The sequence below is a fragment of the Flavisphingomonas formosensis genome (genome assembly GCF_009755815.1).
Taxonomy (GTDB): domain Bacteria; phylum Pseudomonadota; class Alphaproteobacteria; order Sphingomonadales; family Sphingomonadaceae; genus Flavisphingomonas; species Flavisphingomonas formosensis.
Genome location: NZ_WRPK01000005.1, coordinates 476,853 through 503,530 on the forward strand (window position 1 = coordinate 476,853; position 26,678 = coordinate 503,530).

The 26,678-nt window shown below is 65.6% G+C and carries 22 protein-coding genes; 14 read left to right on the forward strand and 8 right to left on the reverse strand.

Annotation, left to right across the window (positions count from 1 at the left end):
• Positions 1–14: 14 nt before the first annotated feature.
• The 3 genes from GQY20_RS16700 to GQY20_RS16710 are packed head-to-tail and all read right to left on the reverse strand — an operon-like array spanning position 15 to position 4,778.
• Positions 15–1,673 (reverse strand): hydantoinase B/oxoprolinase family protein, encoded by a 1,659-nt coding sequence (locus tag GQY20_RS16700; protein ID WP_157218230.1) that lies wholly within the window; start codon positions 1,671–1,673, stop codon positions 15–17.
• Complete coding sequence (locus GQY20_RS16705) at positions 1,670–3,769, reverse strand: hydantoinase/oxoprolinase family protein (RefSeq protein ID WP_232476094.1); 2,100 nt, start codon at positions 3,767–3,769, stop codon at positions 1,670–1,672. The genes GQY20_RS16700 and GQY20_RS16705 overlap by 4 nt, the downstream gene beginning before the upstream one ends.
• Complete coding sequence (locus tag GQY20_RS16710) at positions 3,762–4,778, reverse strand: isopenicillin N synthase family dioxygenase (RefSeq protein ID WP_157218231.1); 1,017 nt, start codon at positions 4,776–4,778, stop codon at positions 3,762–3,764. Before GQY20_RS16710 ends, GQY20_RS16705 begins: the two co-directional genes overlap by 8 nt.
• Before the next feature lie 121 nt (positions 4,779–4,899).
• Between GQY20_RS16710 and GQY20_RS16715 the strand changes: the two genes are divergently transcribed.
• The 9 genes from GQY20_RS16715 (at position 4,900) to GQY20_RS16755 (ending at position 12,829) form a co-directional block, all read left to right on the forward strand.
• Positions 4,900–5,991 carry an ABC transporter substrate-binding protein gene (locus tag GQY20_RS16715; RefSeq protein WP_157218232.1) on the forward strand — a complete coding sequence of 364 codons (1,092 nt, stop codon included), beginning with the start codon at positions 4,900–4,902 and terminating at the stop codon, positions 5,989–5,991.
• A 147-nt stretch (positions 5,992–6,138) separates the two neighbouring features.
• A complete protein-coding gene (locus GQY20_RS16720) occupies positions 6,139–6,924 on the forward strand; it encodes an ABC transporter ATP-binding protein (protein ID WP_157218233.1) in 786 nt (261 codons plus the stop codon).
• A complete protein-coding gene (locus GQY20_RS16725; RefSeq protein WP_157218234.1) occupies positions 6,917–7,678 on the forward strand; it encodes an ABC transporter permease in 762 nt (253 codons plus the stop codon). Before GQY20_RS16720 ends, GQY20_RS16725 begins: the two co-directional genes overlap by 8 nt.
• On the forward strand, positions 7,675–8,478 hold the full coding sequence (locus tag GQY20_RS16730; protein ID WP_157218235.1) for an ABC transporter permease: 804 nt from the start codon (positions 7,675–7,677) through the stop codon (positions 8,476–8,478). Before GQY20_RS16725 ends, GQY20_RS16730 begins: the two co-directional genes overlap by 4 nt.
• The gene (locus GQY20_RS16735) at positions 8,475–9,257 is read left to right on the forward strand and encodes an SDR family NAD(P)-dependent oxidoreductase (protein ID WP_232476095.1); all 783 of its coding nucleotides are present in this window, start codon (positions 8,475–8,477) and stop codon (positions 9,255–9,257) included. The genes GQY20_RS16730 and GQY20_RS16735 overlap by 4 nt, the downstream gene beginning before the upstream one ends.
• 91 nt (positions 9,258–9,348) lie before the next feature.
• Entirely contained in the window at positions 9,349–10,545 is a 1,197-nt protein-coding gene (gene metC, locus GQY20_RS16740; protein ID WP_157218236.1) for a cystathionine beta-lyase, read from the forward strand.
• Positions 10,546–10,558: 13 nt separating this feature from the next.
• A complete protein-coding gene (locus tag GQY20_RS16745; RefSeq protein ID WP_157218237.1) occupies positions 10,559–10,978 on the forward strand; it encodes a DUF3830 family protein in 420 nt (139 codons plus the stop codon).
• Positions 10,975–11,364: an NUDIX hydrolase gene (locus GQY20_RS16750; protein ID WP_157218238.1), complete on the forward strand. Its 390-nt coding sequence runs from the start codon at positions 10,975–10,977 to the stop codon at positions 11,362–11,364. Before GQY20_RS16745 ends, GQY20_RS16750 begins: the two co-directional genes overlap by 4 nt.
• Positions 11,351–12,829, forward strand: a complete 1,479-nt coding sequence (locus GQY20_RS16755) for an aldehyde dehydrogenase family protein (RefSeq protein ID WP_157218239.1) — start codon at positions 11,351–11,353, stop codon at positions 12,827–12,829. Before GQY20_RS16750 ends, GQY20_RS16755 begins: the two co-directional genes overlap by 14 nt.
• Before the next feature lie 65 nt (positions 12,830–12,894).
• On the opposite strand, the gene GQY20_RS16760 is transcribed toward GQY20_RS16755, so the two are convergent.
• On the reverse strand, positions 12,895–13,497 hold the full coding sequence (locus GQY20_RS16760; protein WP_198351010.1) for an LOG family protein: 603 nt from the start codon (positions 13,495–13,497) through the stop codon (positions 12,895–12,897).
• Between the two features lie 220 nt (positions 13,498–13,717).
• Between GQY20_RS16760 and GQY20_RS16765 the strand changes: the two genes are divergently transcribed.
• From GQY20_RS16765 to GQY20_RS16775, 3 genes are all read left to right on the forward strand, one after another.
• Positions 13,718–15,055 (forward strand): aromatic ring-hydroxylating dioxygenase subunit alpha, encoded by a 1,338-nt coding sequence (locus GQY20_RS16765; protein WP_157218240.1) that lies wholly within the window; start codon positions 13,718–13,720, stop codon positions 15,053–15,055.
• Positions 15,052–16,482 (forward strand): glutamine synthetase family protein, encoded by a 1,431-nt coding sequence (locus tag GQY20_RS16770; RefSeq protein ID WP_157218241.1) that lies wholly within the window; start codon positions 15,052–15,054, stop codon positions 16,480–16,482. The genes GQY20_RS16765 and GQY20_RS16770 overlap by 4 nt, the downstream gene beginning before the upstream one ends.
• A gap of 83 nt (positions 16,483–16,565) precedes the next feature.
• Positions 16,566–18,950, forward strand: a complete 2,385-nt coding sequence (locus GQY20_RS16775) for a TonB-dependent receptor (RefSeq protein WP_157218242.1) — start codon at positions 16,566–16,568, stop codon at positions 18,948–18,950.
• A gap of 104 nt (positions 18,951–19,054) precedes the next feature.
• On the opposite strand, the gene GQY20_RS16780 is transcribed toward GQY20_RS16775, so the two are convergent.
• The gene (locus GQY20_RS16780) at positions 19,055–19,939 is read right to left on the reverse strand and encodes an isopenicillin N synthase family dioxygenase (protein ID WP_198351011.1); all 885 of its coding nucleotides are present in this window, start codon (positions 19,937–19,939) and stop codon (positions 19,055–19,057) included.
• Positions 19,940–20,098: 159 nt separating this feature from the next.
• Between GQY20_RS16780 and pcaD the strand changes: the two genes are divergently transcribed.
• Positions 20,099–20,887 carry a 3-oxoadipate enol-lactonase gene (gene pcaD / locus GQY20_RS16785; protein ID WP_198351012.1) on the forward strand — a complete coding sequence of 263 codons (789 nt, stop codon included), beginning with the start codon at positions 20,099–20,101 and terminating at the stop codon, positions 20,885–20,887.
• 33 nt (positions 20,888–20,920) lie between these two features.
• On the opposite strand, the gene GQY20_RS16790 is transcribed toward pcaD, so the two are convergent.
• Genes GQY20_RS16790 through GQY20_RS16800 form a run of 3 tightly spaced genes read right to left on the reverse strand, consistent with a single transcriptional unit; the run spans position 20,921 to position 23,380 of the window.
• On the reverse strand, positions 20,921–21,712 hold the full coding sequence (locus tag GQY20_RS16790) for an SDR family NAD(P)-dependent oxidoreductase (RefSeq protein ID WP_157218244.1): 792 nt from the start codon (positions 21,710–21,712) through the stop codon (positions 20,921–20,923).
• Between the two features lie 2 nt (positions 21,713–21,714).
• Positions 21,715–22,587, reverse strand: a complete 873-nt coding sequence (locus tag GQY20_RS16795; RefSeq protein ID WP_157218245.1) for a phytanoyl-CoA dioxygenase family protein — start codon at positions 22,585–22,587, stop codon at positions 21,715–21,717.
• On the reverse strand, positions 22,580–23,380 hold the full coding sequence (locus GQY20_RS16800) for a putative hydro-lyase (protein ID WP_157218246.1): 801 nt from the start codon (positions 23,378–23,380) through the stop codon (positions 22,580–22,582). Before GQY20_RS16800 ends, GQY20_RS16795 begins: the two co-directional genes overlap by 8 nt.
• Positions 23,381–23,626: 246 nt before the next feature.
• On the opposite strand from GQY20_RS16800, the gene GQY20_RS16805 reads away from it, so the two are divergent.
• On the forward strand, positions 23,627–26,266 hold the full coding sequence (locus GQY20_RS16805; RefSeq protein ID WP_157218247.1) for a TonB-dependent receptor: 2,640 nt from the start codon (positions 23,627–23,629) through the stop codon (positions 26,264–26,266).
• Positions 26,267–26,678 lie beyond the last annotated feature (412 nt).

A 26,678-nucleotide genomic window follows, 5' to 3' on the forward strand; every position in this document is an offset into this window, starting at 1 on the left:
CTGTGCCGGTCCTGCTACTCCTCCGCTCCGTAAATGCGCCGCGCCGCCTCGGGCGACACGAAGCCTGCGTCGATATCGGCCATCACCTGCTCCGGTGCGCGCGTCGTCGGATCGCCCAGCCCGGCGCCCCCCGGTACCTCCAGCACCAGCCGGTCGCCGCGCGGGATCGCCTGCAGGCCCTTGGCCCGAAGCGCGCCACCTGATTTGAGGCGAACCACGCCGGGCTTCGCGTCGTGCCCGCCATCGCGCCCGCGCGCGGGACGCTCGACGCGCTCGAACATTGCGAGCACCTCGAACGGCGCATCCCCACGGGCACCGACCTCCACCGTCTGGCCGAGGCCGCCGCGCCGTTCGCCCGCACCGCCGCTGTCCGTCGTGAGTTCCTTCTTCCAGATCACGATCGGGGCGTTGGCCTCGCTCACTTCCACCGGCATGGCGCGCACGCCGCTCGGAAAGGCGGTGCCGGAGAGACCGTCCTGGATCGGCCGGGCACCCGATCCCCCGCTGTTGAAGAAGACGGTGTCGAAGCTTCGGCCCGGCGCGTTGCTGCCCGCCGCCTCGATCCGTCCGCGCAGCTGCACGCTCCACAGGCAGGAGCTTCCCTCCGCCGGCACCCGGCCGGGCAGCGCCTGGGCGAGGCAGCCGAACACGACGTCCGGCAGCATCTGGCCGATGACATGGCGGGCGGCGACCGGCCAGCCGCGTTCGACATTGAGGATGCTGCCGAGCGGCGCCTTGACGACGAACGGCGAGAGCGCGCCGTCATTGTTCGGGATCTCCGGCGAGACGATGCAGCGCAGGCCGAAGACGGTATAGGCGCGGCAATAGTTCATCACCACGTTGATGCCGCGCTGCACCGCCGGATCGGTGCCGTCATAGTCGATCGTCACCGTATCCTCGGCGATGGTCAGTGTCGCGCGGAGCGTGATCGGCCGGTCATAGCCGTCGATCGTCATCTCGTTGGACCAGCTGCCGCGCGGCAGCCTGGCGATCTCCGCCCGCGTCGCCGCCAGCGACCGCTCGATCACATAATCGGCGATCGCGTCGAGGCCATCGAGCCCGAACTCGTCGAGCATCGCGCACAGCCGCCGGGCGCCGGCATTGTTGCTGGTGATGTAGGAGAGGACATCGCCCTCCACCTGCAGCGGCGTGCGGACATTCTGCCGCAAAATCTCCATGAGATCGGCGTTGATCACGCCCCGCGAGGCGAGCCTCAGCAGCGGGATCTGCAGCCCTTCCTCGTAGATGGAGCGCCCGTCCGGGCCCTGCCCCAGCCCGCCTATGTCGACCTGATGGCAGCAGACGCCGAAGATGCCGACGATCCGGCCACGGTGGAACACCGGGGTGATCACGGTCACGTCGTGGAGATGGCCGGAGGTCAGCCAGGGATCATTGGTGATGAAATGATCGCCCTCGGCCATGCTCTCGACGGCGAACTTCTCGAGGAAATGATGAACGCCGGAGGCCATCGAATTGACGTGCCCGGGCGTTCCCGTCACCGCTTCCGCGACCATCCGGCCCCGCACGTCGAACAGCGCAGCGGAAAGGTCGCCCGCGTCGCGCACCGTGGTCGAGAAGGCGGTGCGCATCAGCGTCTGCGCCTGTTCCTCGACGATCGAGATGAGGCGCGTCCACATCACCTGCATGCGCAGGTCGGAGAGGGCGGCGGTCATCGGGGCATCTCCTCGTTCGGCATGCGGCGGGTGAGCACGATATAGCCATGGCCGTCGATGGCGCCGTCGAAGGCCGGGGACACGACGCTGGTCGTCTCGCGCTCGATCACCAACGCGGGGCCGGCGAAGCGGTCGCCGGGCCGGAGCGCCTCACGGCGGAACAGGCCGAAGCGCTCCGCCGTGCCGGAGGCCGGATCGATCACCTCGCGATAGCCGGCGGGATCGACGGTGCGGGAGGCAGCGGTCTGGGCAAGCCGCACGGGCTCCGTCTCGCGCGTCTGAACCGAGACGCGCCAGGTGAGTATCTCGACAGGCCAGGCAATGGTGACGCCGCCATATTGGTCGCGATAGGCGCGCTCGAAGGCGGCGAGGATCTCCGCCTCGTCCCCTTCGCCCAGCCTCCGCGCGGGCAGCGGCACGGGAATCTCATAGCCCTGGCCGACATAGCGGGCGAGGCAGGAACGCGTCTCGGACCGCGCCCGCCCGCCGGCCCCCTGCGCGACCAGCGCGTCGGCCGAAGCCGCCATCTCGTCCAGCATCGCGTTCACTGCGGCAAAATCGATCCGGTCGAGCGTCTGCGGAAGGCTGCGCGCAAGCTCGTAGGAGATCGGCGCGTGGAGAAAGCCGACCGCAGAGCCGACGCCGGCATTGCGCGGGATGATCACCTCCCGCACGCCGAGCTTCTCGGCGATGCGCGCCGCGTGGAGCGGCGCGCAGCCGCCGAAGGCGATCAACGTGCGATCCTCCAGCGTGAGCCCCTGCTCGACGGCATGGACGCGCGCCGCGCTCGCCATCGCCTCGTCGACGATCTCGCTGACGCCGATCGCCAGCGTCGCCGCGTCCGCGCCGAATGCGCCGAGCCCCGCCAGCGCGCCTGCGGCCGCGCCGGTGTCGAGCCGCACCTTGCCGCCCGCAAAGGCGTCGGGATCGATCCGGCCGAGCGTGATGTCGGCATCGGTCACGGTCGGGCGCGTGCCGCCACGCCCGTAAGCCGCCGGCCCCGGCTCGGACCCCGCGCTGTGCGGGCCGACCTGGAGGCGCCCGGCGGCATCGAGCGCGGCGATCGAGCCGCCGCCCGCGCCGATCTCCACCATCTCCACCACCGGGATGCGGAGCGGCAGGCCGCTGCCCTTGCGGAAGCGGTGGACGCGCGCGACCTCGAAGCCCTGAGACGTCTGCGGCCGGCCCTCATCGATCAGGCAGATCTTCGCGGTCGTGCCGCCCACGTCGAGCGCGACCATGCGATCGATGCCGCGCTCGCGCGCGATCTTGGCGGCGAAGATCGCGCCGCCCGCGGGCCCGGATTCGACCAGCCGGACCGGAAAGCGCGCCGCCGTGTCCACCGTCGTCAATCCGCCCGAGGACAGCATCAGATAAAAGGGACAGGCGAAGCCCAGCTCCGCCAGCTTGTCGTCGAGCCGGCGCAGATAATGATCGACCAGCGGCTGCACATAGGCGTTGGCGACGGTCGTCGAGAAACGCTCATATTCGCGCATCTCGGGCGAGACCTCGGAGGACAGCGACAGGCTCGCGCCCGGCATCTCCTCGGCGAGGATGCGCGCCGCGGCCTGCTCGTGCGCGGGATTGGCATAGCTGTGCAGGAAGGCGATCGCGACGCTCTGGATACCGCGCGCGCGGAAGCCGGCCGCCGCCGCGCGCACCGCCGCCTCGTCGAGCGGCAGCAGCACCGCGCCATCGGCGGCGATCCGTTCCGGCACACCGATGCGGAGCGCGCGCGGCACCAGCGGCGCCGGCTTTTCCATCGCGATGTCATATTGATCGAACCGGCTTTCGGTGCCGAGGTCGAGCACGTCGCGAAAACCCTCGGTGGTCAGCAGCGCGGTCGCCGCGCCGCGCCGCTCGATCAAGGCGTTGGTGGCAAGCGTGGTGCCGTGCACGATCAACTCGACATCGCCGGGCGCGATCCCCGCCTCGCCGAGCAGCAATGCCACGCCGTCGAGCAGCGCCCGTTCGGGCGCGTCATAGGTGGTGAGCAGCTTGGTGGAATGACGCCGCTCGGGCGTTTCGAGCACGACGTCGGTGAAGGTTCCGCCGATATCGGCGCCGATCTTCACCATCGCCCGGGATTCAGCCATTATAGTCATCCGGATTGCGTTCGAGCTTTGCGTAGAAGCGGGCGAGATGGTCCGACACCTTGACCGGCTCGTAACGCGGCGTGCCGGTCCGCGCGAGCATCTCGGGAAGCGGCGCCACCACCACGTCGCGATCGGGGTTGGCGAAGAACGGTACGGAGAAACGCTCGCCGCCGGACCGGTTGCGCACGCGATGATAGTTGGAGAGGAATTCGCCGTTCGACCACCACATCATCATGTCGCCGACATTGATGGTGAAGGCGCCTGGGATCGGCGGCGCAGCGATCCATGCGCCGTCGCGCCGCTTCACCTCCAGGCCGCCGACCGCCCCCTGCGCCAGGATGGTGAACGGCCCCTCGTCGGTGTGCGAGACCGTGTTGGACACGTCGAGATCGGCCTCGGCCGGCAGCGGCGGATAATAGTTGAGGCTCAGCTGCGACGGCGGACGATGGAAATAGCCGTCGAACCGGTCCTCGGGAAGGCCGAGCCCGAGCGCGAAGGCACGCAGCAGCTCGACCGAAAGCGTCTGCATCGCATCGAGATAGGCCTCGCCCGCAGCACGGAAGGCCGGCATCTCCTCCGGCCAGCGGTTGGGCGCGTCGAATATCCAGGCGAGCGGATCGTCCGGCCGGTCTTCCGGCCCCCAATCGAGCTGGAAACGATATTGGTCGAACAGGCGGCTGTTGCGCGAGAGCGACTGCCGCTCGGGCGCCGGCACCCAGCCGCGATACCAGTCCCGTGTCGCCAGCGCGCGCATCTTCTCTTCGCGCGGGAGGTGGAAGAAGGCGGCGGACTGGTCGAACATCCTGTCGATCACGGCCTGATCGACGCCATGACCCTTGAGATAGAAGAAGCCGATCACCCTGCATGCCCAGGCGATCTCGCCCGCGACCCGCGCGCGATCCGTCGCATTGCCCGAAAGGAAGGGCGCGAAATCGATCAGCGGAATCTCCTCGATGTCGACAGCCGCGGCGACCATGACGTCGTCATCGCTTCTCTCGCTGCGGCTCATTCCATTCTCCTCGAACATCGATGCAGTGACACGATTATCGCAACGCCTGCCCCCTCACCGATGCTTTTTCGGTCAACACCCGTCGACGAATCGTCTACGTGCAGCGCACGAATGGCGCGCTATGCTGCGCACCATGGAAACAGCGCATCCTTCTTTCCAGCCCGGACGACGCGAGGCGCTGCGCCGCATCGGGCTCGCCGGCCTCGGCACGCTCTGCGCCGCCGGCGTCGGGTCGCTCTGGGTACGCGCGGCGCAGCAGGGCGCTTTTTCGGCGCGCGAGGGACGCAGCGGCTTTTCGGCGATCGATCATCAGCTCGGCTGGACCAAGGGCGTCCAGTTCGGCGGCGATTTCATGGCGCAGGAACAGGGCTTCTTCGATCGGGAGAAGCTGAACGTCTATTATGCCGCCGGCGGCCCGGGCACGGACTATCGCACCCTGGTTTCCAGCGGACGGTCGCTCGTGAGCGAAAGCAATCCGCAAGGGATGATCGAGGCGGCGTTGCAGGGCCAGCCACTGGTCGCATTCGCCGCCATCTATCAGCGCGATCCGGGCTGCATCATCAGCCCCGCCGCACGGCCGATCCGTTCGTTGCGCGACATGGTCGGGCGGACCATCGGCCTGCCCAACAGCATCCGCGGCCAGATCGGCGTGCTGATGCGCCGCGCCGGGCTGGATGCGGACAAGGTGCGCTTCGTGCCCGTCGGATCGGACGCGTCGATGCTCGTCGGTGGCCAGGTGGACGGCTATTTCAATTGGGCGACGACGGCAGTACCTTCGCTCACCATTGCCGGCTTCCCCACCCATGTCCTGCACATGTGCGACATCGGCGCACCGAGCTATGGCGCGGTGCTAATCGCGCGGCGCGACCGGCTGGAGAAGGAGTTCGAGCTGTTCGTGCGCTACACGCGCGCGCTGATCGGCGGCTGGGGCTGGATGGTCGCGCACCCGCGGGAGACGGCGCGGATCGTCGTCGAGAAATATGCCGATCCGGGGCGCAGCCTGGCCGAGCAGACGCTGCAGGCCGAAACCATCGTCCCCTACGTCACCGCCGGCGACGCCCGGACGCAGGGGCTGCTGTGGCTCGATCCGGCGATATTCGAAGCGAATCTGCGGATCGCGCGCGATGCCGGGCAGGTTCCCGCCGATCGGCGCATCGACATCGAACACATGGTGACGCAGGATGTGGTGAAGGCCGCTCATGCAGTCGGATGACCACATGTGCGTAGCCGATTCGGCATCACCCTCGATCGCAATCGGCATATCTCGTGAACGGCGTATTCGGGCAGACCTAGCGTCATGACCTCCCTGTCCGCGCTCGCACCGACGGAATCCCTCCCAACCCCGCGCCAGGATGTCGCGATGGAACAGCTCACCGTCCGCGGCGTCTGCAAGCGCTTCGAAATCGATGGCCGCAGTGTCGAGGTGCTCAGCCCGACGGATCTCACCCTCAAGGCCGGCGAGTTCGGCGCGCTGATCGGCCCGTCCGGTTGCGGCAAATCGACGCTGCTCCGCATGATCGCGGACATATTGCCGCCGAGCGACGGCACCATATTGATCGGCGGACATGAGCCGGCGCGGGCGCGGCGCGAGCATGAGATCGGCTTCGTCTTCCAGGATCCGACGCTGCTGCCGTGGCGATCGGTGCTCGACAATGTCCGCCTGCCGCTGGAACTGGTCGGCAATTCGGCGCGGCTGTCCGGCTCGACGCCGCAGGAGCTGATCGACCTGGTCGGCCTCTCGGGCTTCGAACATGCCCGCCCCGGCCAGTTGTCCGGAGGCATGCAGCAGCGCGCCGCGATCGCCCGCGCCCTCATCCTGTCGCCGCAGCTGCTGCTGCTCGACGAGCCGTTCGGCGCGCTGGACGAGATCACCCGCTATCGCATGAACATGGAGCTGCTGCGCATCCGCGCCGAGACGCGTACGACCTCGCTGATGGTGACGCATTCGATCCAGGAAGCGGTGTTCATGGCGGATCGTATCTTCGTGCTCGCCGCACGGCCGGGCCGGATCGTCGATGTCGTCGAGGTGGAGGTCGAGCGGCCGCGCAAGCTTTCGGTGATGAACTCGCCCGAATTCGCCGCGGCGGTCGATCGGGTGCGCACCAGCCTGTTCGGCGATGCGCTGGGCATGCTCGACGATGCCTGACGTCCGCCGTGTCGTTCTGCCCGCTTCGGTGTTCGCGCTAGCGATCCTGGCGTTCGAGCTGGCCGCCCGCGCGGGCCTCACGCCGGTAACGATCGCGGCGCCGAGTGCGGTGCTCGCCGGCATGGCAAGCCATGGCGGCCTGCTCTGGTATCATCTCGAGCCGACATTGCTGGTGGCCGTCACCGGCTTCCTGCTCGCCATCCTGCTCGCGCTCGCGCTGGCCGCGCTCGTCTATGTGGTGAAGCCGCTGGAGACGACGGTGATGACGATAGGCACCGTCATCGACAGCATCCCGATGATCGCGATCGCGCCGGTGCTGGTGATCTGGATGGGGCTGTCGCTGCCGATGCGCCTCACCATCACGACGATCATCTGCCTGTTCCCGATCTTCATCTCCGTGCTGCAGGGCCTCAAATCGCCTCCTTCCACGGCCAATGAGCTGTTCACCAATCTGGCTGCCTCGCCGCTCCAGCGCTTCCGGCTGCTCGCCATCCCCTACGCCCTGCCCTATCTGTTCGTCGGGCTGAAGATCGCGGCACCGCTCGCCATCCTCGGCGCGCTGATCGCGGAATGGACGGGCGCCGAGCGCGGCCTCGGCGTCTACATGCTCAACGCCATGTTCGGCCTTCGCGTGATCGAGCTGTGGAGCGGTGTGTTCCTCGCCTGCGCGGTTTCGGCGAGCGCCTACATGCTGGTCTGCCTGTTCGAGCTGCTTTCGATCACCGACAGCGGTCGTCGCGGGGTCGGATCGTGAGCGGCACGGTCGCGGCCGTCCGGCGCCGTCACAACCCCTTTGCCGGCGCAGGCCGCATCGCCGCGCACCGTATCGGCAATTTCCTCGCCTTCCTGCTGGCGCTGGGGCTGATCTGGCAATTGCTCGTCACGGTCTTCGCCATTCCACGCTATCTGCTACCGCCCCCGCCGGCCGTGCTCGCGGCATTCGGCGGCCATGGCGGCGCGATCCTGCAGGCGGCGGGCTTCACGGTACTGTGCACTTCGATCGGCATGGTGATCAGCGTCGTCATCGCGATCACCCTCGCCATCGCCTTCATCGCCTCCGATCGGCTGAGCCGGGCGCTGATGCCGCTGATCATCCTGATCCGCACGGTTCCGATGATCGCCGTCGCGCCGCTCATCATCCTGATTTTCGGCCGCGGCCCTGCGAACAGCATCGGCATGGTCGCACTGCTCACCTTCTTCCAGATCATGCTGGCGGCCAAGCGCGGCTTCCTGTCGCCCTCGCCCAACGCCATGGAGATGATGCACACTTATGGCGCCAGCTTCTGGCAGATTCAGCTCAAGGTGCGCGTGCCCTTCGCCATTCCGTACATCTTCACCGGCCTGCGCATCGCATCGGGATCGGCCATCCTCTGCGCGATGTTCGCGGAATGGCTGTCCGGTGCGCCCGGGCTCGGCATGCTGATCCTCGAATCCTATTCGGTGCAGGATTTCCCGCTGATGTGGGCGGCCGTGCTCACCAGCACCACCGCGGCCTATCTCTTCTTCACGCTCACCCTCGCGATGGAGCGCCTCGTGCTGGACTGGAGCCGGTGAGCGGGCCGCTGGAGGGCCAGGTCGCGCTCGTCACCGGATCGACGCGTGGGCTCGGGCGCGAGCTCGCAGCGGTGCTGGCAGAGGCCGGTTGCGACATCGTGGTGGTGGGGCGCGAGGCGGAAACAGGCGAAATCACCGCCGAATTGGTCCGTGCCGCAGGCCGCCGCGCGCTCGTCGCACCCGGCGACGTCACCGACGAGGCGGCGATGGATGCCGTCGCGGCGCAGGCGCTGGAGGTCTTCGGCCGCATCGACATATTGGTCTGCACCGCCGGCGTCGGCGGTCCGCGCAGGCCGGTCTGGGAGAGCCGCGCGGCCGACCTCCATGCCTGTTTCGACGTCAATGTGCTGGGAACGATGCTGGCGATGCGTGCCGTCCTGCCCGGCATGATCGAACGCCGGCACGGCCGCGTGATCGTGATCGGAGGCACGTACGGCCACAAGGGGGTCGCCAATTCGGCAATTTACGCTGCGTCGAAATGGGCGTTGCGCGGCCTCGTGAAATCCGCAGCGCTGGAAGCGGCGCCGTTCGGCGTCACCTGCAACGTCATCGCGCCCGGCGGGGTGGAAGGCGAAAGGCTGCGGCGCACCTTCCAGCAATCGGCCGATGCGCGCGGCGAGCCGGTCGAGGCGGTGATCGGCCGCTTCACCGCCGGCACCGCGCTCGGGCGCCTTGTCACCGGCGACGATATCGCGGCCGCGATCCTGCACCTTGCCGGTGAGGGCGGGCGGATGATCACGGGGCAGGACATCATCATCGATGCCGGCACGATCGTGTGATCGCGACGCTGCCGTGCCGCTTGCTTCTTCCCTGTCGTCCCTGTCTTTGCAAGGGCGACGCGTCTGAGACCATCGCCGTAACGAGAGCATCATGACCGACCTTTCCGCCTATCGGCGCGACACGCAGATCCTTCATGCCGGCCGCGATCCGGACGCCAATCATGGTGTCGTCAACCCGCCGGTCTATCATTGCTCGACGGTGATCTTCCAATCGCTCGACGAGCTTCTGGAAACGCGGCGCGATCGTGCCAGCGGCGCCTATGTCGGCTTCACCTATGGCCGCGAGGGCACGGTGACGACACGTGCGTTCGAGGATGCCGTGACCTTGCTGGAGGGCGGCTATCGGGCGGTCGTCACCTCCTGCGGGCTCGGCGCGATCTGCGCCTCGCTCACCGCCTTCCTCTCGGCAGGCGACCATCTGCTGATCGTCGATAGCCTCTACGGCCCGGCCCGCGCCTTCTGCGAGGATTTCCTGCGCAAGTTCGGCGTCGAGATCACTTATTATCCGCCCTCGATCGGCGCCGGCATCGAGGCGCTGATGCGGCCCAACACCAAGGTCGTCTATATCGAATCGCCCGGCTCGCTGACCTTCGAGATCACCGACGTTCCGGCGATCACCAGCATCTGCCGTGCGCGTGGCATCACCACGATCATGGACAATACCTGGTCTTCTCCGGTCTGCTTCCAGCCCCTCAAGCATGGCGTCGACGTGTCGATCAACGCGGCGACCAAATATATTTCCGGTCACAGCGACCTGATGCTCGGCATCGCCGTGTGCACCGAGGAGGCTTTCGTACCGGTCAAGAAGACGGCGTCCGGATCCGGCTACTGCGGCGGCCCCGACGATGTCTACATGGCGCTGCGCGGCCTGCGCACCCTGCCGCTGCGCATGCGGCAGCATCAGGCGAACGCCACCCGCGTCGCCACCTGGCTGCAGGATCGCCCGGAGGTTGCCCGGGTGATGTATCCGGCACTTCCCGGCGATCCCGGGCACGAGATCTGGAAGCGGGATTTCACCGGCGCCTCGGGTCTGTTCGGCATCGTGCTCAACGCCTGCACCGACGCGCAATTCGCCGCGATGCTCGATCATATGAAGCTGTTCCGGCTGGGCTACAGCTGGGGCGGCTATGAGAGCCTGTGCGTGCCCACCTATCCGTCCGACCTGCGCTCGGCGGAAGCCTGGGAGGCGCCGGGGCCGTCGCTGCGGCTCCATGTCGGGCTGGAGGATGTCGAGGATCTGATCGCCGATCTCGAAGCGGGCTTCGCGCGCCTTGCGGCAGCCGCCTGAGAGGAGTCCGGATATGACCATGCTCGTCGATATCATGGCCGGCCCTTTCGCTTTCGTCGCCCGGCTGGAAGAGGCGCTGGCACCGAAGACCTGCGCGCTGTTCCGCACGATGCTGCCCTGGGACCAGCAGCTCATCCATGTCCGCTGGAGCGGCGAGGGCATGTGGATTCCGATGGGCGATGCCCATGTCGACCTGCCCTGGGAAAATCACACCTGCTACCCGACGCCCGGCCAGTTCATCTTCTATCCCGGCGGGGTGAGCGAGACGGAAGTACTGCTCGCTTATGGCAATGTCTGTTTCAGCAGCAAGTTCGGCCAGCTTCCCGGCAACCAGTTCCTGACGATCGTCGAAGGGGCTGAGCAGCTCGCGGAACTCGGCCGCAAGGTGCTGTGGGAAGGCGCGCAGCCGATCCGGTTCCGGCTGCGCGGATGATCCGCAAGGTCGCCTGGCTGAATGTCGAGGCGCGGCGGCTGCTGTGCGTGCGCAGCGCCGGCAAGGCGCTGTTCTACATTCCCGGCGGCAAGCCCGAGCCGGGCGAGGACGATATCGCGGCGCTCCGCCGTGAGATCGCGGAGGAACTTGGTCTCGCGCTGGACGCGGCCACGATCGCGCCGGCCGGGCGCTTCGTCGCGCCGGCGGACGGCAAGCCCGATCTTATAGTCGCTGTCGATGCGTTCACCGCCGCGCATCGCGGCACGCCCGCGCCGCAGGGTGAGATTGCCGAGCTGCGCTATCTCGCCAGCGCGGATGCGGATGCCGTGTCCGCCGTCACCCGTGCCATTCTCCAGACGCTGAAGGACGACGATGTCATCGATTGATCATCCCTTTCTCGCCGATCCGCGCAAGAAGCTGCTGATCGACGGCCAATGGGTCGACGCGCAATCCGGCCGCAGCTTCGAATCCCGCAATCCGGCGACGGGCGCGCTGCTCGCGACCATAGCCGAAGGCGATGCCGCCGATATCGATCGCGCCGTCGCCGCCGCGCGCCGCGCATTCGAAAGCGGCCCTTGGCCGCGCTTCACGCCCGCCGAACGGCAGGCGGTACTGCTTCGCCTCGCCGACCTGCTCGAAGCGCGCGGCGAGAGCTTCGCGCGGCTCGACACGCTGGACATGGGCGCGCCGATCCGCCGCACGCGCGGCGCCATCGGCCTGCTCACCGGCGTGCTGCGCTATTTCGCCGGCCTCGCCCGTGCGATCGAGGGATCGACACCGCAGCCCTCCATGCCCGACATGTTCGTCGCGACGGTGAAGGAGCCGGTCGGCGTGTGCGGCGCGGTCATCCCCTGGAACGGGCCGCTCTGGGCATCGGTGCTGAAGGTCGGGCCGGTGCTGGCGACGGGCTGCACGCTCGTGCTGAAGCCAGCCGAGGATGCTTCGCTTTCGCCGCTGATGTTCGGCGAGCTCTGCCTGGAGGCGGGCGTGCCGCCGGGCGTGATCAACATCGTTCCCGGTTTCGGCGGAACCGCCGGCGCCGCGCTCGCCGCGCATCTCGACGTCGACAAAATGTCCTTTACCGGTTCGGACGCCACGGGACGCAAGATCGTCCAGGCATCGGCCGGCAATCTCAAGCGCCTGTCGCTGGAGCTTGGCGGCAAGTCCCCGCACATCATCTTCGCGGATGCCGACATTGCGGCCGCCGCGCCTGCGGCTGCCATCGCCGCGTTCGGCAATAGCGGGCAAGTGTGCAGCGCCGGCACGCGTCTGTTCGTGGAGCGTGCCATTGCGGAAGAGTTCGCCGCCGAGGTCGCACGCGCGGCAGCGGCGATGCGGATCGGCAACGGTATCGAGGAGGATACCGATCTTGGCCCGCTCGTTTCGGCCCGCCAGCTCGCCCGTGTGGTCGGCTATCTGGACAGCGCGCGCGAAGAGGGAGCCGCGGCGGTGTGCGGCGGTAAACAGCTGACCGGCGATCCCTGGGATGCCGGCTTCTTCGTGCCGCCGACCGTGCTGACGGACGTTGGCGACGATATGAAGGTGGTGCGGGAGGAAGTGTTCGGCCCGGTGCTCTCCGTGCTCCCATTCGATACGATGGAGGAAGTGATCGGCCGCGCCAATGCAACGCCTTTCGGCCTCGGCGCCGGCGTCTGGACACGTGAGATCGGCAAGGCGCATGCGATGGGCAAGGCGCTGCGCGCAGGATCCGTGTGGGTCAATTGCTACAACACACTGGATCCCGCGGTACCGGCGGGTGGTTACAAGGCCTCTGGCTATGGCCGCGAATATGGGCCCAACCATCTGGAAGAGCATCTCCAGACGAAATCGCTCTGGATCAGAACGGCGTAAGCGGACTTCTTGCCATCATGCTGCACTGGTTTCAGCATGATGGACCGACTGGAGCGGCCCGCGCCTCAGGACATCCACTTCGGTACGCTCATCGGCGGCTGCGCAAGGAGGCCGTCGATCAGCGCGTCGGGATCCTCGGCGAGCACCACGCTGTCGCGATGCGCTGGCGGCAGGAAGCGGTGCGTGATCATCATGTCGATCATCGTCATCAGCGGCGCATAATAGCCATCGACGTTGAGCAGGCCGACGGGCTTGTCGACGTCGCCGAGCTGGTTGAGCGTCCAGGCTTCCATGAACTCTTCGAGCGTGCCGAGCCCGCCGGGCAACGCGATGCAAGCGTCGGACAGGTCCAGCATCCGCTCCTTGCGCACGCGCATGTCCGAAACGATTTCATGGACGCTGAGCCGGTCGTGCAGATGGCCGCGGCCATGCAGCCGCTCGGTGATCACGCCATGGACGGTACCGCCGGCATCGAGCGCGGCATTGGCGAGCACCCCCATCAGCCCTTTGTGCGTGCCGCCATAGACCAGCATGATGCCGCGTCTGGCAAGCGCCTGGCCGAGGGACGCGGCGGCGTCGATATAACGGTTGCCGTCGCCACTGTTCGATCCGCAGAAGATGGCTATGGCGCGGATCGCGCGTCCGCTGGCGGGCGTCTCGTTCGTCATCGGCCGGCTATAGCAGCCGAAAGGCGCACGTCGACGGGAAAAGCCGCAACGCCCGGCAGCGCATGTGACACTCCTATTTCATTCTCGGCAACAGGCCCCCGCGATTGAAGCAACAGCCAAACCGAATCCGATGACGCACAGTCATACGCGTCACGAATCATCGTTTTTTCGTCAATTTGTTCGGTAGTCGAACAAATGCAAAAGGGGGACACTACCGCCGATGATGAGCCGGGATCAGAACAGGCTGATCACCCAGACGGGCAATGGCACGCCGGCAGGCGCGCTGCTGCGCCGCTACTGGCAGCCTGCCGCGCTCAGCGTGGAACTGGAAGGTCCACGCCCCGTGCGTCCCGTCAAGCTGCTCGGCGACGATTTCGTCCTGTTCCGGGACGAGCAGGGTCGGCTCGGCCTCATCGATCGCGATTGCCCGCATCGCGGCGCCGACATGGCTTATGGGCGGCTCGAAAATGGCGGGTTGCGCTGCCTCTTCCACGGCTGGCTGTTCGATGTCGACGGCAAGTGCCTCGAAACGCCCGCCGAACCGGAAAAGAGCCGGCTGTGCGATCGTATCACGCTGCGTTCCTATCCGGTATGCGAGCGCAGCGGCATCATCTTCGCCTATCTCGGCGAGGGTGAGCCCCCCGCGCTTCCCGCGCTCGACTGCTTCGCCGCGCCGGACAGCCACGTCTTCGCCTTCAAGGGGCTGATGGAGTGCAACTGGCTGCAGGCCTTGGAGGTCGGGATCGATCCGGCCCATGCCAGCTTCCTGCACCGCTTCTTCGAGGATGCGGATCCGAACGACAATTATGGCCGGCAGTTTCGCGCGGAGTCGGCGGACAGCGACATTCCGATGACCGCTGTGCTGCGCGATTTCCCCCGCCCCGAGATCGAGGTGGAAAAATCCGAGATCGGCCTGCGCATCACGGCGCTGCGTGAGATCGACGCGCGGCGCACCCACGTCCGCGTGACCAATCTCCTGTTCCCGCAGGCCTTCGTCATTCCGATGTCGTCCGAAATGACCATCACCCAGTGGCATGTGCCGGTCGACGACGTCAGCTGCTACTGGTACGCCATCTTCACCAGCTTCACCGATCCGGTCGACAAGCCCGAGATGCGCCGGCAACGGCTGGAGCTCTACACGCTGCCGGACTATCGGCCGCGCGTCGGCCGCGGCAACCAATATGGCTACGATGTGGCCGAGCAGCGCGATCAGACCTTCACGGGCATGGGGCTCGACATCAACGTCCACGATCAATGGGCGGTCGAATCCCAGGGTCGCATCCAGGATCGCACCCGCGAGCATCTCGGCACGACGGACAAGGCGATCGTCGCCTATCGCAAGATGCTGCTCGGCGAGATCCGGAAGGCGGAGGAAGGCAAGCCGGTCTTCCTGGAACTGACGGCGGAACAGGCGGCCGCGATCACCGGTCCCGCGACGATCGACGGCATCGGCACGACCGGCGAGTGGGAAGCATATTGGCGTTCCGCCGATGCACGCCGCCGCGAAAATGCGCCATGGCTGGCGTCCACTCTCAGCGAGGCGGCGCCGGCACAATGAGCTTCGTCGAGAAACACGGCCTCTGGAGCGATGCACAGCGCAACGCAGCGGCCGACATTCTCGACCGCATGGAGAAGGACGGGCTGGAAATCGTCCGCCTCTCCTTCCCCGATCTGCATGGTGTGCTGCGCGGCAAGGCGGTGCTCCCGCTTTCCCTGCCCGCGGCGATGCGCGACGGCCTTTCGCTCACCTCCACCCTGCTCCTCAAGGACAGCGCGCACCGTACCGTCGTCCCGGTGTTCACTGCCGGGGCCGGTATCGACATGCCGGAGCTGCAGGGCGGCGCCGACATCGTGATGGTGCCGGATCCGTTGACCTTCAAGATCCTGCCCTGGGCCGCCGGCACGGGGTGGATGCTGTGCGATCTCTATTTCGCCGACGGCCGCAAGGTTCCTTTCTCGACACGCCATCTTTGCCGCGACATGATCGACCGGCTGGGGCGGCAGGGTCATGATTTCGTCTCGGGGCTCGAAGTCGAGTTCCACATCACCCGCCTCGTCGATGCCAAGCTCGGTCTCGAAGATGCCGGCCAGCCTGGCAATCCGCCTGAAGTCAGCCTGCTGCATCAGGGCTATAATTATCTGACCGAGCAGCGGCTCGACCAGATGGAGCCCATCCTCGAGATATTGCGCCGTGACATCGTCGCGCTTGGCCTGCCGCTCGGTTCGATCGAGCTCGAATTCGGCCCGAGCCAGTGCGAATTCGTGTTCCGCGCCGGCATCGGCATGCAGCCCGCCGACGATATGATATTGTTCCGCAGCGCCGTGAAGCAGATCTGCCAGCGTCACGGCTATCATGCCACCTTCATGTGCCGGCCGGCGCTGCCCAACATCATGTCGAGCGGCTGGCACCTGCATCAGTCGCTGTCGGCCGGCGGCCGCAACGTCTTCGCCGCAGAGGATGGCGGGGCAGAACTTTCCATGATCGGGCGCCACTATCTCGCCGGGCTCTTGGCCGGCGCGCGCGAAGCCGCCGCATTCACGACGCCCACGATCAACGGCTACAAGCGCTATCGCGCCAATTCGCTGGCGCCCGACCGCGTCGCCTGGGGACGGGAAAATCGCGGTGCGCTGTTGCGCGTGATCACCGGAACGTCGCCGCAAGCCGCACGCATCGAGAATCGCGCGGGCGAGCCGGCCGCCAATCCCTATCTCTACCTCGCCTCGCAAATCGCGAGCGGCCTCGCCGGCCTCGCGGCTGGCCAGGAGCCGCCGGCCGGCGTCGATTCTCCCTATCAGGCCGAAGCGCCGATGCTGCCGACGACGCTCGAAGCGGCGCTTACGGCGCTGGATGGCAGCACTCTGTTTCGTACCGCGTTCGGCGATCGTTTCGTCGATTATTTCCTAATGATAAAGAGATCGGAAGTCGCACGATACAATGCGCACGTGACCGACTGGGAACAACGAGAATATTTCAATCTGTTCTGACGCGTACCTCAATAACATAATCAACGACAATATTGATAATATATTCGCAGGCGAGGGCACCACATACCGAGGGAGCTCAAAAGATGAATATTGTCTTCAGGGAATATACCGTCCACCGGACGGAAGGGCAGACACTCTTCTCCTGTCGTCGAATCGCATTGGCCGCGGGCGTCGCCGCCGCTGCGCTGCTTTCGCAGCCGGCCATGGCTGCGGACGCAGCCGAAGCCGCCGCGGCACCGGCCGCCGATTCCAGCGACATCATCGTGACGGCGCAGCGCCGCGAGCAAAATGTCCTCAAGGTTCCGCTGTCTGTCGCAACCTTCTCGCAGGCCAAGATGGACACGCAGGGCATCCGCCAGATCGACGATATCGCACGCCTGACGCCGAGCCTGCGCTTCACGCGCACGTCGGGTGTCACCGGCAACAACGGAGCGAACATCTCGATCCGCAACATCGCGTCTGACGTTGGCGCTGCGACCACGGCCATCTACATCGACGATACGCCGATCCAGATCCGCAGCGTCGGCTATTTTCCGGGCAATCCCTATCCGCGTGTCTTCGATCTCGAGCGCGTCGAGGTTTTGCGCGGTCCACAGGGCACGTTGTTCGGCGCAGGCGCAGAGGGCGGCGCCGTCCGCTTCATCACGCCGCAACCGAGCTTTTCCGATTTCAGCGTCTACGGCCGTACCGAAGTTTCGACCACGGAACATGGCGCTCCAAGCTATGAAGCGGGCCTCGCCGCCGGCGGACCGGTTACCGACAAGATCGCAGTGCGGTTCAGCGCATGGTATCGCCGTGACGGCGGCTATATCGACGAAGTGACGCCCGGTACGAACAATGTCATTCACAAGGATATCAACTCACAAGACACCTACGCTGTAAAAGCGGCGATCTCCTGGAGACCAATCGACAATCTGACTATCACGCCCGGAATCTATTATCAGAACATCGAAGCGAATGGTCGAAATCAATATTGGGAAGGATACGGCAATCCCTCCAAAGGCGATTATGTGACCGGCCACACCAACGCCGAACCTTCGAGCGACCGCTTCTACCTACCCTCGCTCAAGGTCAACTATGACCTGGGCCGCGTGCAATTGATCTCCAACACGTCCTATTTTTCGCGCAAGCAGCACCAGATTCTCGATTATGCCAACTATCTCTCGACACTGCGCAGCGGCAGTCCATTCGGGACATATGCCAATAAGGATGCGACGAACGCCTTTGCCGATCTGACCAATCAACAGCGCAACTTCATTCAGGAGGTGCGCATTCAATCCTATAATGATGACAGCTTGGTCGACTGGACGGTTGGCGGATATTACTCGCGAACCAAGCAGCACCTGATCTATTACTCGGCCTCTGGCCGCATCCCCGGCGTTATCTCGAGCGGCTATCCTCAATATCTGGGACGCTACAATCTATTCGAGCTGATAGATGCCAATGATCGTCAATTTGCCGGCTATGCCAATGTCGACATCAAGCCGATCAATGGCGTGAAGATCACGCTGGGCGGACGGTTCACCCACAACAAGTTCGATTTCGTCAACTTCCGTACCGGCCCGGTCAACAGCGGCAAAGACTCGACGGTGCTCAACAGCCAGAAAGAAAACCAGTTCACGCCCAAGATCGGCGTCACCTGGCAGGTCGACAACAACAACATGCTCTACGCTTCGGCCAGCAAGGGCTTCCGCCCTGGCGGCGCTCAGCCGATCGTCGATCCCAATTTCTGCGCGACCGACCTCGCCAATCTCAAGGTCACGACCAGCCCGACCGGCTACAAGCGCGACTCGCTCTGGTCTTATGAGGTCGGTTCGAAGAACAGCCTGTTCGGGGGCATGCTCATCGTCGATGCCAACGCCTATCTGATCAAGTGGAAAAAGCTGCAGCAGGCGATCCGCCTGCCGACCTGCGGCTTCACCTTCATCGGCAATCTGGGCAACGCCACGGGCAAGGGCTTCGACGTCTCGGTGGCACTCAAACCGTTCAGGGGTTTCCAGATCGGCGGCAGCCTCGGCTACAACCACACAACCATCGACAAGGACGCCTATTTCGACGGCGACCCGAGCGACGCCAATCCCGGCGTGATCGTTCGGGCCAAGGGGCAGCGCGTCGGCGGTCCGCCCTGGTCGGCAACCGCCTTCGCCGAGATGACCCAGCCGATCAGCACCAGCGTCGACGGCTATGCCCGAGTGGACTACAGCTTCACCGGCACGGGCGTCAGGTCCACCGTCCCGGCGGTCCCCTATAATTATGATGCAAGCCTCTATCCGCTGAAGAGCAGCGACTATGTGACGGTGCGCGTCGGCGCGAAATTCGGCGCGTTCGATGCGTCCTTCTTCGTCAACAATCTCACCAACGAGACCACGCCGCTGGCGCGAAACCACGATACGATTACGTCACCACTCTACTATGACGAATCTTATCGTCCTCGTACCTACGGCCTCACGCTGCAAGCTCGCTACTGATCATGGAGAAATGTGGGCCGGCATAGTCCGGCCCACAAAAGAAAAAGGGACCGCCGGAACTCTGCCGGCGGTCCCTTTTCCATGCCATGCGAGGTGTCTCGCCTTCAGAAGCCCTGCGCCGCGAACCGCGCGTTGAGATGATCGGCAACCGTGACGGGGGGGTGCCGCGGCGCTTCGCCCGGTGCGACACAGCCGGGCAGGCATTCGATCAGCTGGCTCGCCGCGCCGGTGAGAAAGAAAGGCGCGGAGAAGCGCTCGACCCCGGCCAGGTTCGCCACGCGATGCAGCGAGGAATGATACAGTCCGTTGGTCCAGCGCTCGAACAGGTCGCCGACATTGACGACCAGCGCGCCACGGAACGGCGGGACGTCGATCCAGCGATCCCGGCCGCGATCGAAGAGCTGCAGTCCGCCGACATCATCCTGCAGCAGGAGGGTCAGCGCACCGAAATCATTATGCGGCCCGGCCCCTTCCGCCTCCGGCGCATAGCGCACCAGGCGCAGGGCCGCGATCGGATCGGTGCAGAAGGCGTCGAAATGATCCTCCGGAAGATTCAGCGACAGCGCCATGCCGCGCATCACGCGCGCCGCGATATCGTGCATCGCTTCGACATGGGCGAGCATGACGGCCCGAAAGCCCGCGAGCTTGTCCGGCCAGAGGTTGGGCTCCGCGCCGCCTTCGCGTCGCAGGAAATATTCCTCCTTGAGCGGCGCCTGCAGATCGCCCGCCGTCGTGCGCCCGCCCATGCGGGCATAGCCGGGTGCGCCGGGCCGCCCCCTGTTGGCGATGCGGCGCTTGGCGGCTTCGTCGAGCGAGAACAGGCTGCGTGCCGCGTCCAGCACGGCGCCCAGCGCAGCCTCGTCGAGACCGTGACCGGTCAGATAGAAGAAACCGCTCCCGGTCCCGGCGGCACGCAGCGCCTCCGCAAGCGATCGCCTGGCTTCGCGATCCGTCTCGGCCAGCGCCGAAATGTCGACGATCGGCAGCACATGCCCCTCCATCCCGTGATACTCCGACAGAAAATGCGCAATCCTAGCGCGATGGCCAGGCGCTGGCGGTGCCGATTGGGCGAAGGGCAAGTGCCGGATTTCGAACGGCGGCATGCGCGGTGATATGCGATGAGGGGGAGAGACCCCCAGGAGTTCGCCATGCCGATGATCGCCGCACCGGACGGAACCCGCCTTCACGTTCGTGTCGAAGGCCGCGCGAATGCCCCCGCACTGCTCTTCGCGCATTCGGTCGGCTGCGATCTCACCCTGTGGGACAACCAGGTGGCGGCGCTCGCCGAGCGCTTTCGCATCCTACGCTATGACGCGCGTGGCCATGGCCGGTCGGACGCACCGGAAGGCGACTATCGCATCGAGCAGCTTGCCGGAGATGCCCTCGCCATATTGGATGCCTTCGCGATCGATCGCGTGCATCTGTGCGGCCTCTCGCTCGGCGGCACGCTCGGCCAGTGGCTCGGCATCCACGCGCCGGAGCGGTTGGCCAGCCTCACCCTCTGCGATACCGCCGCCCGGCTCGGCACGGCCGAAGGATGGCAGCAGCGTATCGACGTCGCGCGCGATCAGGGCATGGCCGCGCTCGTCGACATGTCGATGACGCGCTTCTTCTCGGACGGCTTCCGCGCTCGCGCGCCGGAAACGGTCGCAAAGTTTCGGTCGATCTTCCTCACAACGCCAAGCCATGGCTTTGCCGGCTGCTGCGCAGTGTTGCGCGATTGCGATTTCCGGGATCAGCTTGGCCGCATCGCCGTGCCGACGCTCGTCCTGACGGGCCGCGAGGACATCCCCACCCCGCCTGCCGACAGCGAATATCTCGCCGCCGGCATCCAGGGTGCGAACCTGTCGCTGCTGGATACCGGCCATATCTCTGCAGTCGAGGCGCCCGAGGCGTTCACCGCCGCCCTGGCCGGCCATATCGGCCTGGTCGGGTGAGAGCCCGCGTTCGGCACGTTGCGAGGCACCGGATCAGACGATCACGCCGCCGTCGATCACGATCTCCTGCCCGGTGATGTTGCGCCCGCCCGGGCCGACGAGGAACAGCACCGTGGCGACGATGTCCGCCGGCTCGTTGGTTCGGCCGAGCGCTATGCCCATCGCCGCCACATAATCCTTGCGGACGGCATCCTCGCTCGCGCCCTCGGCTTCTCCGCGTGCCGCCCAGCCGTCCTTCATGCGCTGCACCGCGATCGGGCCCGGCGCGATATAGTTGACCGTCACATTGTCCTTGCCGGCCTCCAGCGCCGCGCTGCGGCTGAGCCCGCGCAATCCCCATTTGGAGCTGGAATAGCTCGAGCGGCCCGCCCTCCCGCGCATGCCATGGTTGCCGCCGATGTTGATGATGCGCCCGCTCTTCCGTGCGCGCATCACGGGCAACAGCCGCGAGAGGATCAGGAAGGGCGCGCGCAGGTTGGTGGCGATCACCGCGTCGAATTCCGCGACGCCGAAGCCGCCTATGTCCGGCGACAGCGGCCCGGGTATGCCCGCGGCGTTGACGACGACGTCGCAGCGCCCGCCCGACCAGGCGAGAAACGCATCGATGCCGGTCTCGACCGCCGCCGCATCGCGCAGTTCGATCGGCAGGACCAGCGCATCCCGCCCATGCTCGCCTATGGCTGTGGCGACCGCCTCCAGCGCTTCGGTACGCCGGCCGACCAACGCCACGTCATACCCGGCGCCCGCCAGCGCCAGCGCGATCTCGCGGCCCGTACCCGCGCTCGCACCGGTGACGAAGGCGACGGGCGCCGCTCCTTCCGCCATGATCAGCCCGCCTTCGCGAAATAGCGCGACTTGAGCCCCGCCTGGATCTTGTAGATCGAGCTGCCGGCGCGCGACGGCTGCGGCAGCTTCACCGGATTGGCCTCGACGCGTATCGAGGGAGCGGAAGATCCAGCGACCATTCGGCCCTCATATTCTTCCCAGTCGACCGCGTAGAAGAGCGGATAGGCATCCGCCGCGGCATATTCGAGGAAGAGGATGCGGCGCGGATCACCGGAACGGTTCACGCCCGATCCGTGGATGGTCAGCGGATGATGGAAGGCGACGGTACCGGCCGGCCCGACCAGCGAGCGGCTCTGGCCCAGATCCACGCCCGGATCGGCGACATCCACTGCGCCGATGAAATAGCCGTCCTCGCCATGATGCTCGAGCAGCGGCCCCTTGTGGCTGCCGGCGAGGACCTGCATCGCGCCATTTTCCGGCCGTGCCTCGTCGATCATCACCGATGCCACGCAGGTGCCCATGTGGGTGTGCGGGGCGAAGGCCCAATCCTGATGCCATTCCAGCGCGCTGCCGCCGCGCGCAGCTTTCATGTTGATCTTGCTGTGGCTCAGCCGGATGTCGGGCCCGATCAGCGCGCTCAGCACAGCGATGATGCCCGGATGGCCGGCGAGAGACCAGTAGAAGGGGTCGGCCCGGTGCGGTTTCTTGATCCGTTCGATCGTCACCTCCCCCTCGGGCGAGGTGACGAAGTCATAGACCGGCGTTTCTTCGCTCAACCCTGCCGCGGCATCTTCGATGCGCTGGGTGACGGCGCGAAGCGCGCTCACCTCCTCGGGCGAGAGCAGGCCGGGAACGATGACATAGCCGTTCGCGCGATAGTCGCGGACGATGGGATCCAGATCGAGCTCAGCCATGAGCGGGGACCACGGGAAGATCGGTGATGACCATATGCGCCTTGTGATGAGTGATGCAGAGAGGCAGCCGCGCCGCGCGGGCCGCAATCTGCCCGGTTGCGCCGCATGCCCAGAAGACCGGGATCTCCCCGGCTTCGAGCCGGGTCAGCCCGTGTCCGCCATAGGAAGCCGCAAGATCGGTTATGCCGATCGCGGATGGCAGCCCGATCGATACGGGGCGGCCATGATATTGCGGATAACGGTCCGAAATGATCGTCGCGCTGATCGCATCCGACGGCGTCAACGCACGCATCGAGACGACGAGCTTGCCCGCAAACGGACCGACCGGCACCGTATCGATGTCGGTGACATACATGGCCGAGACATTGCCCTCGTCGAGGTGGCGCAGCCGAACCCCATGCGCGAGCAGCATGGCCTCGAACGAAAAGGAACAGCCGAGCACGAAGGCGACAAGGTCGTCCCGCCAGAGATCGCCGATGCCGTCCGGCGTCGCCACATGCTCGCCGTCGCGGAAGACCATATATTCACCGACATCGGTCCTGAGATCGAGATCCTCGGCCAGTGCCGGAATATGGGGCGATCCGGGCTCGGATCGTCCCAGGATCGGCAATGCCTGCGCGTTGGCCCGGCAGTAGGTTTCGAAATCCTCGGCATAGGCTCGCGGCAGGATGACGAGATTGCCCTGCACATAGCCCGGCGCGACATGGTTGGTGAAATCGCGGAAGCTGCCCTGGCGAATCGCACGGCGCACGGCACGCGGATCGGCAAGGTCGATCTCGCCGACATCGCTCATGCCACCCTCCTCGCCGGTTGCGTCATGGTGCTGGCATAGCAGCCCGCTGGCGGCGCGGAGATGCTATTTGCGCGCTGCGATGTTGATCAGTCTGCAACATTTGCCTTCGACGTGGTTCAATCTCGGCAACCCCTCCGGTGCGCGGATGCGCCGCACGCACGCGTCCGACGCGGCCTTGACACGTAGATCTCAACAATCGTATTTATATGATAATTAGCAACGGTAATCGTCCGGGGGGATGCATCGATGAAATCCAGGCCCAGTCTCTATCTCGGCGTCGCGAGCCTGCTGGCGCTGGTCGCCGCGGCCGAGGCCGCCCAGGCGCAAACGGCGCCCGGCACGCCTCAAAAGACCGACACCTCGCCCGACGACATCGTCGTCACGGGCTATCGCGCCAGCCTGCGCGACGCACTGAAGGCGAAACGTGCGGCAACGGTCGTCACCGAGACCATCTCTTCGAAGGATATCGGCGTACTGCCGGACGTGACCATCGCGGACGAGCTCGCGCGCCTTCCCGGCATTACCGCCACGCGCGATCGCGGCAATGCCAGCCAGGCCGTGGTGCGCGGTCTCGGCCCGCGTCTCGTGCTGGGTCTCGTCAACGGCCGCGAGGTCGCCTCGTCGGAACCGGATCGCAACGTCCGTTGGGAAATCTATCCGTCCGAGATCGTCTCGGGGGTGACCGTGTACAAATCGCAGTCGGCCGATCTGATCGCCGGAGGCGTTGCCGCCACGATCGACATCCGCACGCTGCATCCGCTCGATTATACCGGCCCCGCCCTCACCGTGCGCGGCGGCGCGCTGTACAATGACGGCGGCAAGGATATTCCCCATTATGGGGGCTGGGGCACGCGCGAGAGCGGCCAATATGTGGCCAAGCTCACCGACACTCTCGCCGTCGCGGTCGGCGGCTCGTACCAAAAGCAGAAGAATGGCTTCGCCTCCTTCCAGGGCTGGGGGTACAACACCGTCGATACCGGTTCTCCACCCACGCTGGACGGCAAGCCGATCAACGCTCCGTGGGGCGCGCAGACCGAGGTCAAGGCGCTCACCGAGACCCGCTGGAGCACTACCGGCGCTCTGGAATGGAAGCCGGGCGGGGATTGGGACGTCAATGCCGACTTCCTCTATTCCGACGTCAAGATCAACGAGCGCCAATATCAGCAATGGTACGGCCGTTCTAACGGCTGGGGCGACTGGGGCGGCACGATCGGCGGGCCGGGCGATATCTATCAGCCGGGCAATTACACCATCGTCGGCAATGACATCGTCGCCGGCACGCTCAACAACTATTCGTCCGTCACCAACGTGCTCGGCCATTATACCGAGGACAAGAATCTGATCGCGACCGGCCTCAACGCCAAATATAGCGGCGACGACTGGACGGTGAAGTTCGACGGATCCTATTCGCTCGCGCGTCGCGACAACATCTGGCGCGCGGTGGCCAGCGAGGTCTATCCCGCAAGCACCAGCTTCTCCACCGGCGCCGGGTCGGTGCCGACGGTGTCGACCAGCATCGATCCGGCCGATCCCTCGATCCAGTCGGTCCGCAGCTACTATGCCGGCCTGGTCGATGGGCCGCAGCGCCTGCGCGACTCGCTCGCCGCCGGCCAGGCGGACGTCTATCATACGCTGCATGACGGCTTCTTCACCGGCTTCGGCGCGGGGATGCGCTATTCCAACCGTGTGAAGAGCTTCAAGGCCTTCACGTCGGCCGTCACCACCAATACCGGCGGCGACGTTTCGATTCCCTCCTCGATGCTCGGCGAATTCAATGTCGGTGGCTTCAACGTCCCGAACCTGATGTATGGCAATTACGAGCAGATTGCCGGTCTGGCCCTGAATATCGCTGCACCGATCGAGGATCTCTCGAAATATTGGCGGGTCCGCGAGGATGATTTCGAGGGATATCTGCTCGCCGATTTCGGCGGAAACGGCTTCACCGGAAATGTGGGCGTGCGCTTCGTCGACGTCAGCACCCACAGCAATGCCTTTCAGGGCACGACCAGCTGGGATCCCATATTGCAGGCGAACGTCACCAGCTACGCGCCGGTCAGCGCCAATAATCATTATTTCCGGGCGCTGCCGAGCCTCAACCTCAATTTCGATCTCTCGGACAAGCTGAAGCTGCGTGCCGGCATCGCCCGCGTGATGTCCCGTCCGCCGCTCGACGAACTGCGCGCCAGCCGCAGCCTCAGCTACTATCCGCCGACCAATACGGGATCGGCCGGCAATCCCCAGCTCAAGCCGTTCATGGCCTCGCAAGCCGATCTTTCGCTCGAATGGTATTTCCACAAGGACGCGCTGTTCGCGCTTGCCGGCTATTACAAGAAGGTCGGCACCAACATCGGCTATACCCAGGCAGCAGCCGACATAGACGGCGCTTCCTACACCATCACCCGGCCCGCCAATGGCAAGGGCGGCAACATCGCCGGCCTCGAAGCGACGTTCCAGACCCCCTTCTATTTCATTCCCGGCCTCGATCATTTCGGAATCTATTCGAACGTCGCGCTGGTCCACTCCAACATCAAGGAGCTCGCGCCGTCGAGCAATCCTTTCCCGGCGGTGGGTCTCGCCAAGTTCACTGGAGAGCTTGATCTCTATTATTCGGACCACGGCATCGACGCCCGCGTCGCACTCAAGCATCACACGCCGTTCACCGTCATCTACGGCTGGGATTCCTCGCAGTTGACCCGGCTGGAAGCGGAAACGACCCTGGGCGCCAGCCTGTCCTACACGATCAACCGCAATTTCTCGGTACGCGTGCAGGCCAATAATCTTACCAACCAGGTTGCGCGCTTCTACTGGAACAACGATCCGCAACAGCTCGCCCGCTATGAACGCTACGGCCGCAGCTACCTGATGGACGTCACCTTCAAATATTGATCACGGCGGACGGAAGATCCTCGGGACGCAACGAAAGAGGGCCGCGACCATCGCGGCCCTCTTGACTCCGTAACCGATTCTGCAGGCGGACCCGTTTCAGAGTCTGTATGGAAATGCGCCTTCGGCGCATGCTCGGCACCGGCCCTCTCCCCCACCCGGCCTCCCAACGGCAGTATTCTATGGGAGGCCGGGTGGGGGAGAGGGCGGAACCATCCAAGGTTCCGGCGATGCGCAGCATCGTTGGAAAGAAGGTGGAGGGCGGTGCCGCCTCGAAATGCGCGCTTCCGCGCATTTCCAAACAGATGGGGTGATTGGGGCTCGTGCCCGAGTCGGTGGGGTGGCTGCTCCTCGCGGATAGTAGAACGTGGTCCGTATCGAGCGGCCACAACCATGAGGAGGAGCAACCATGCGC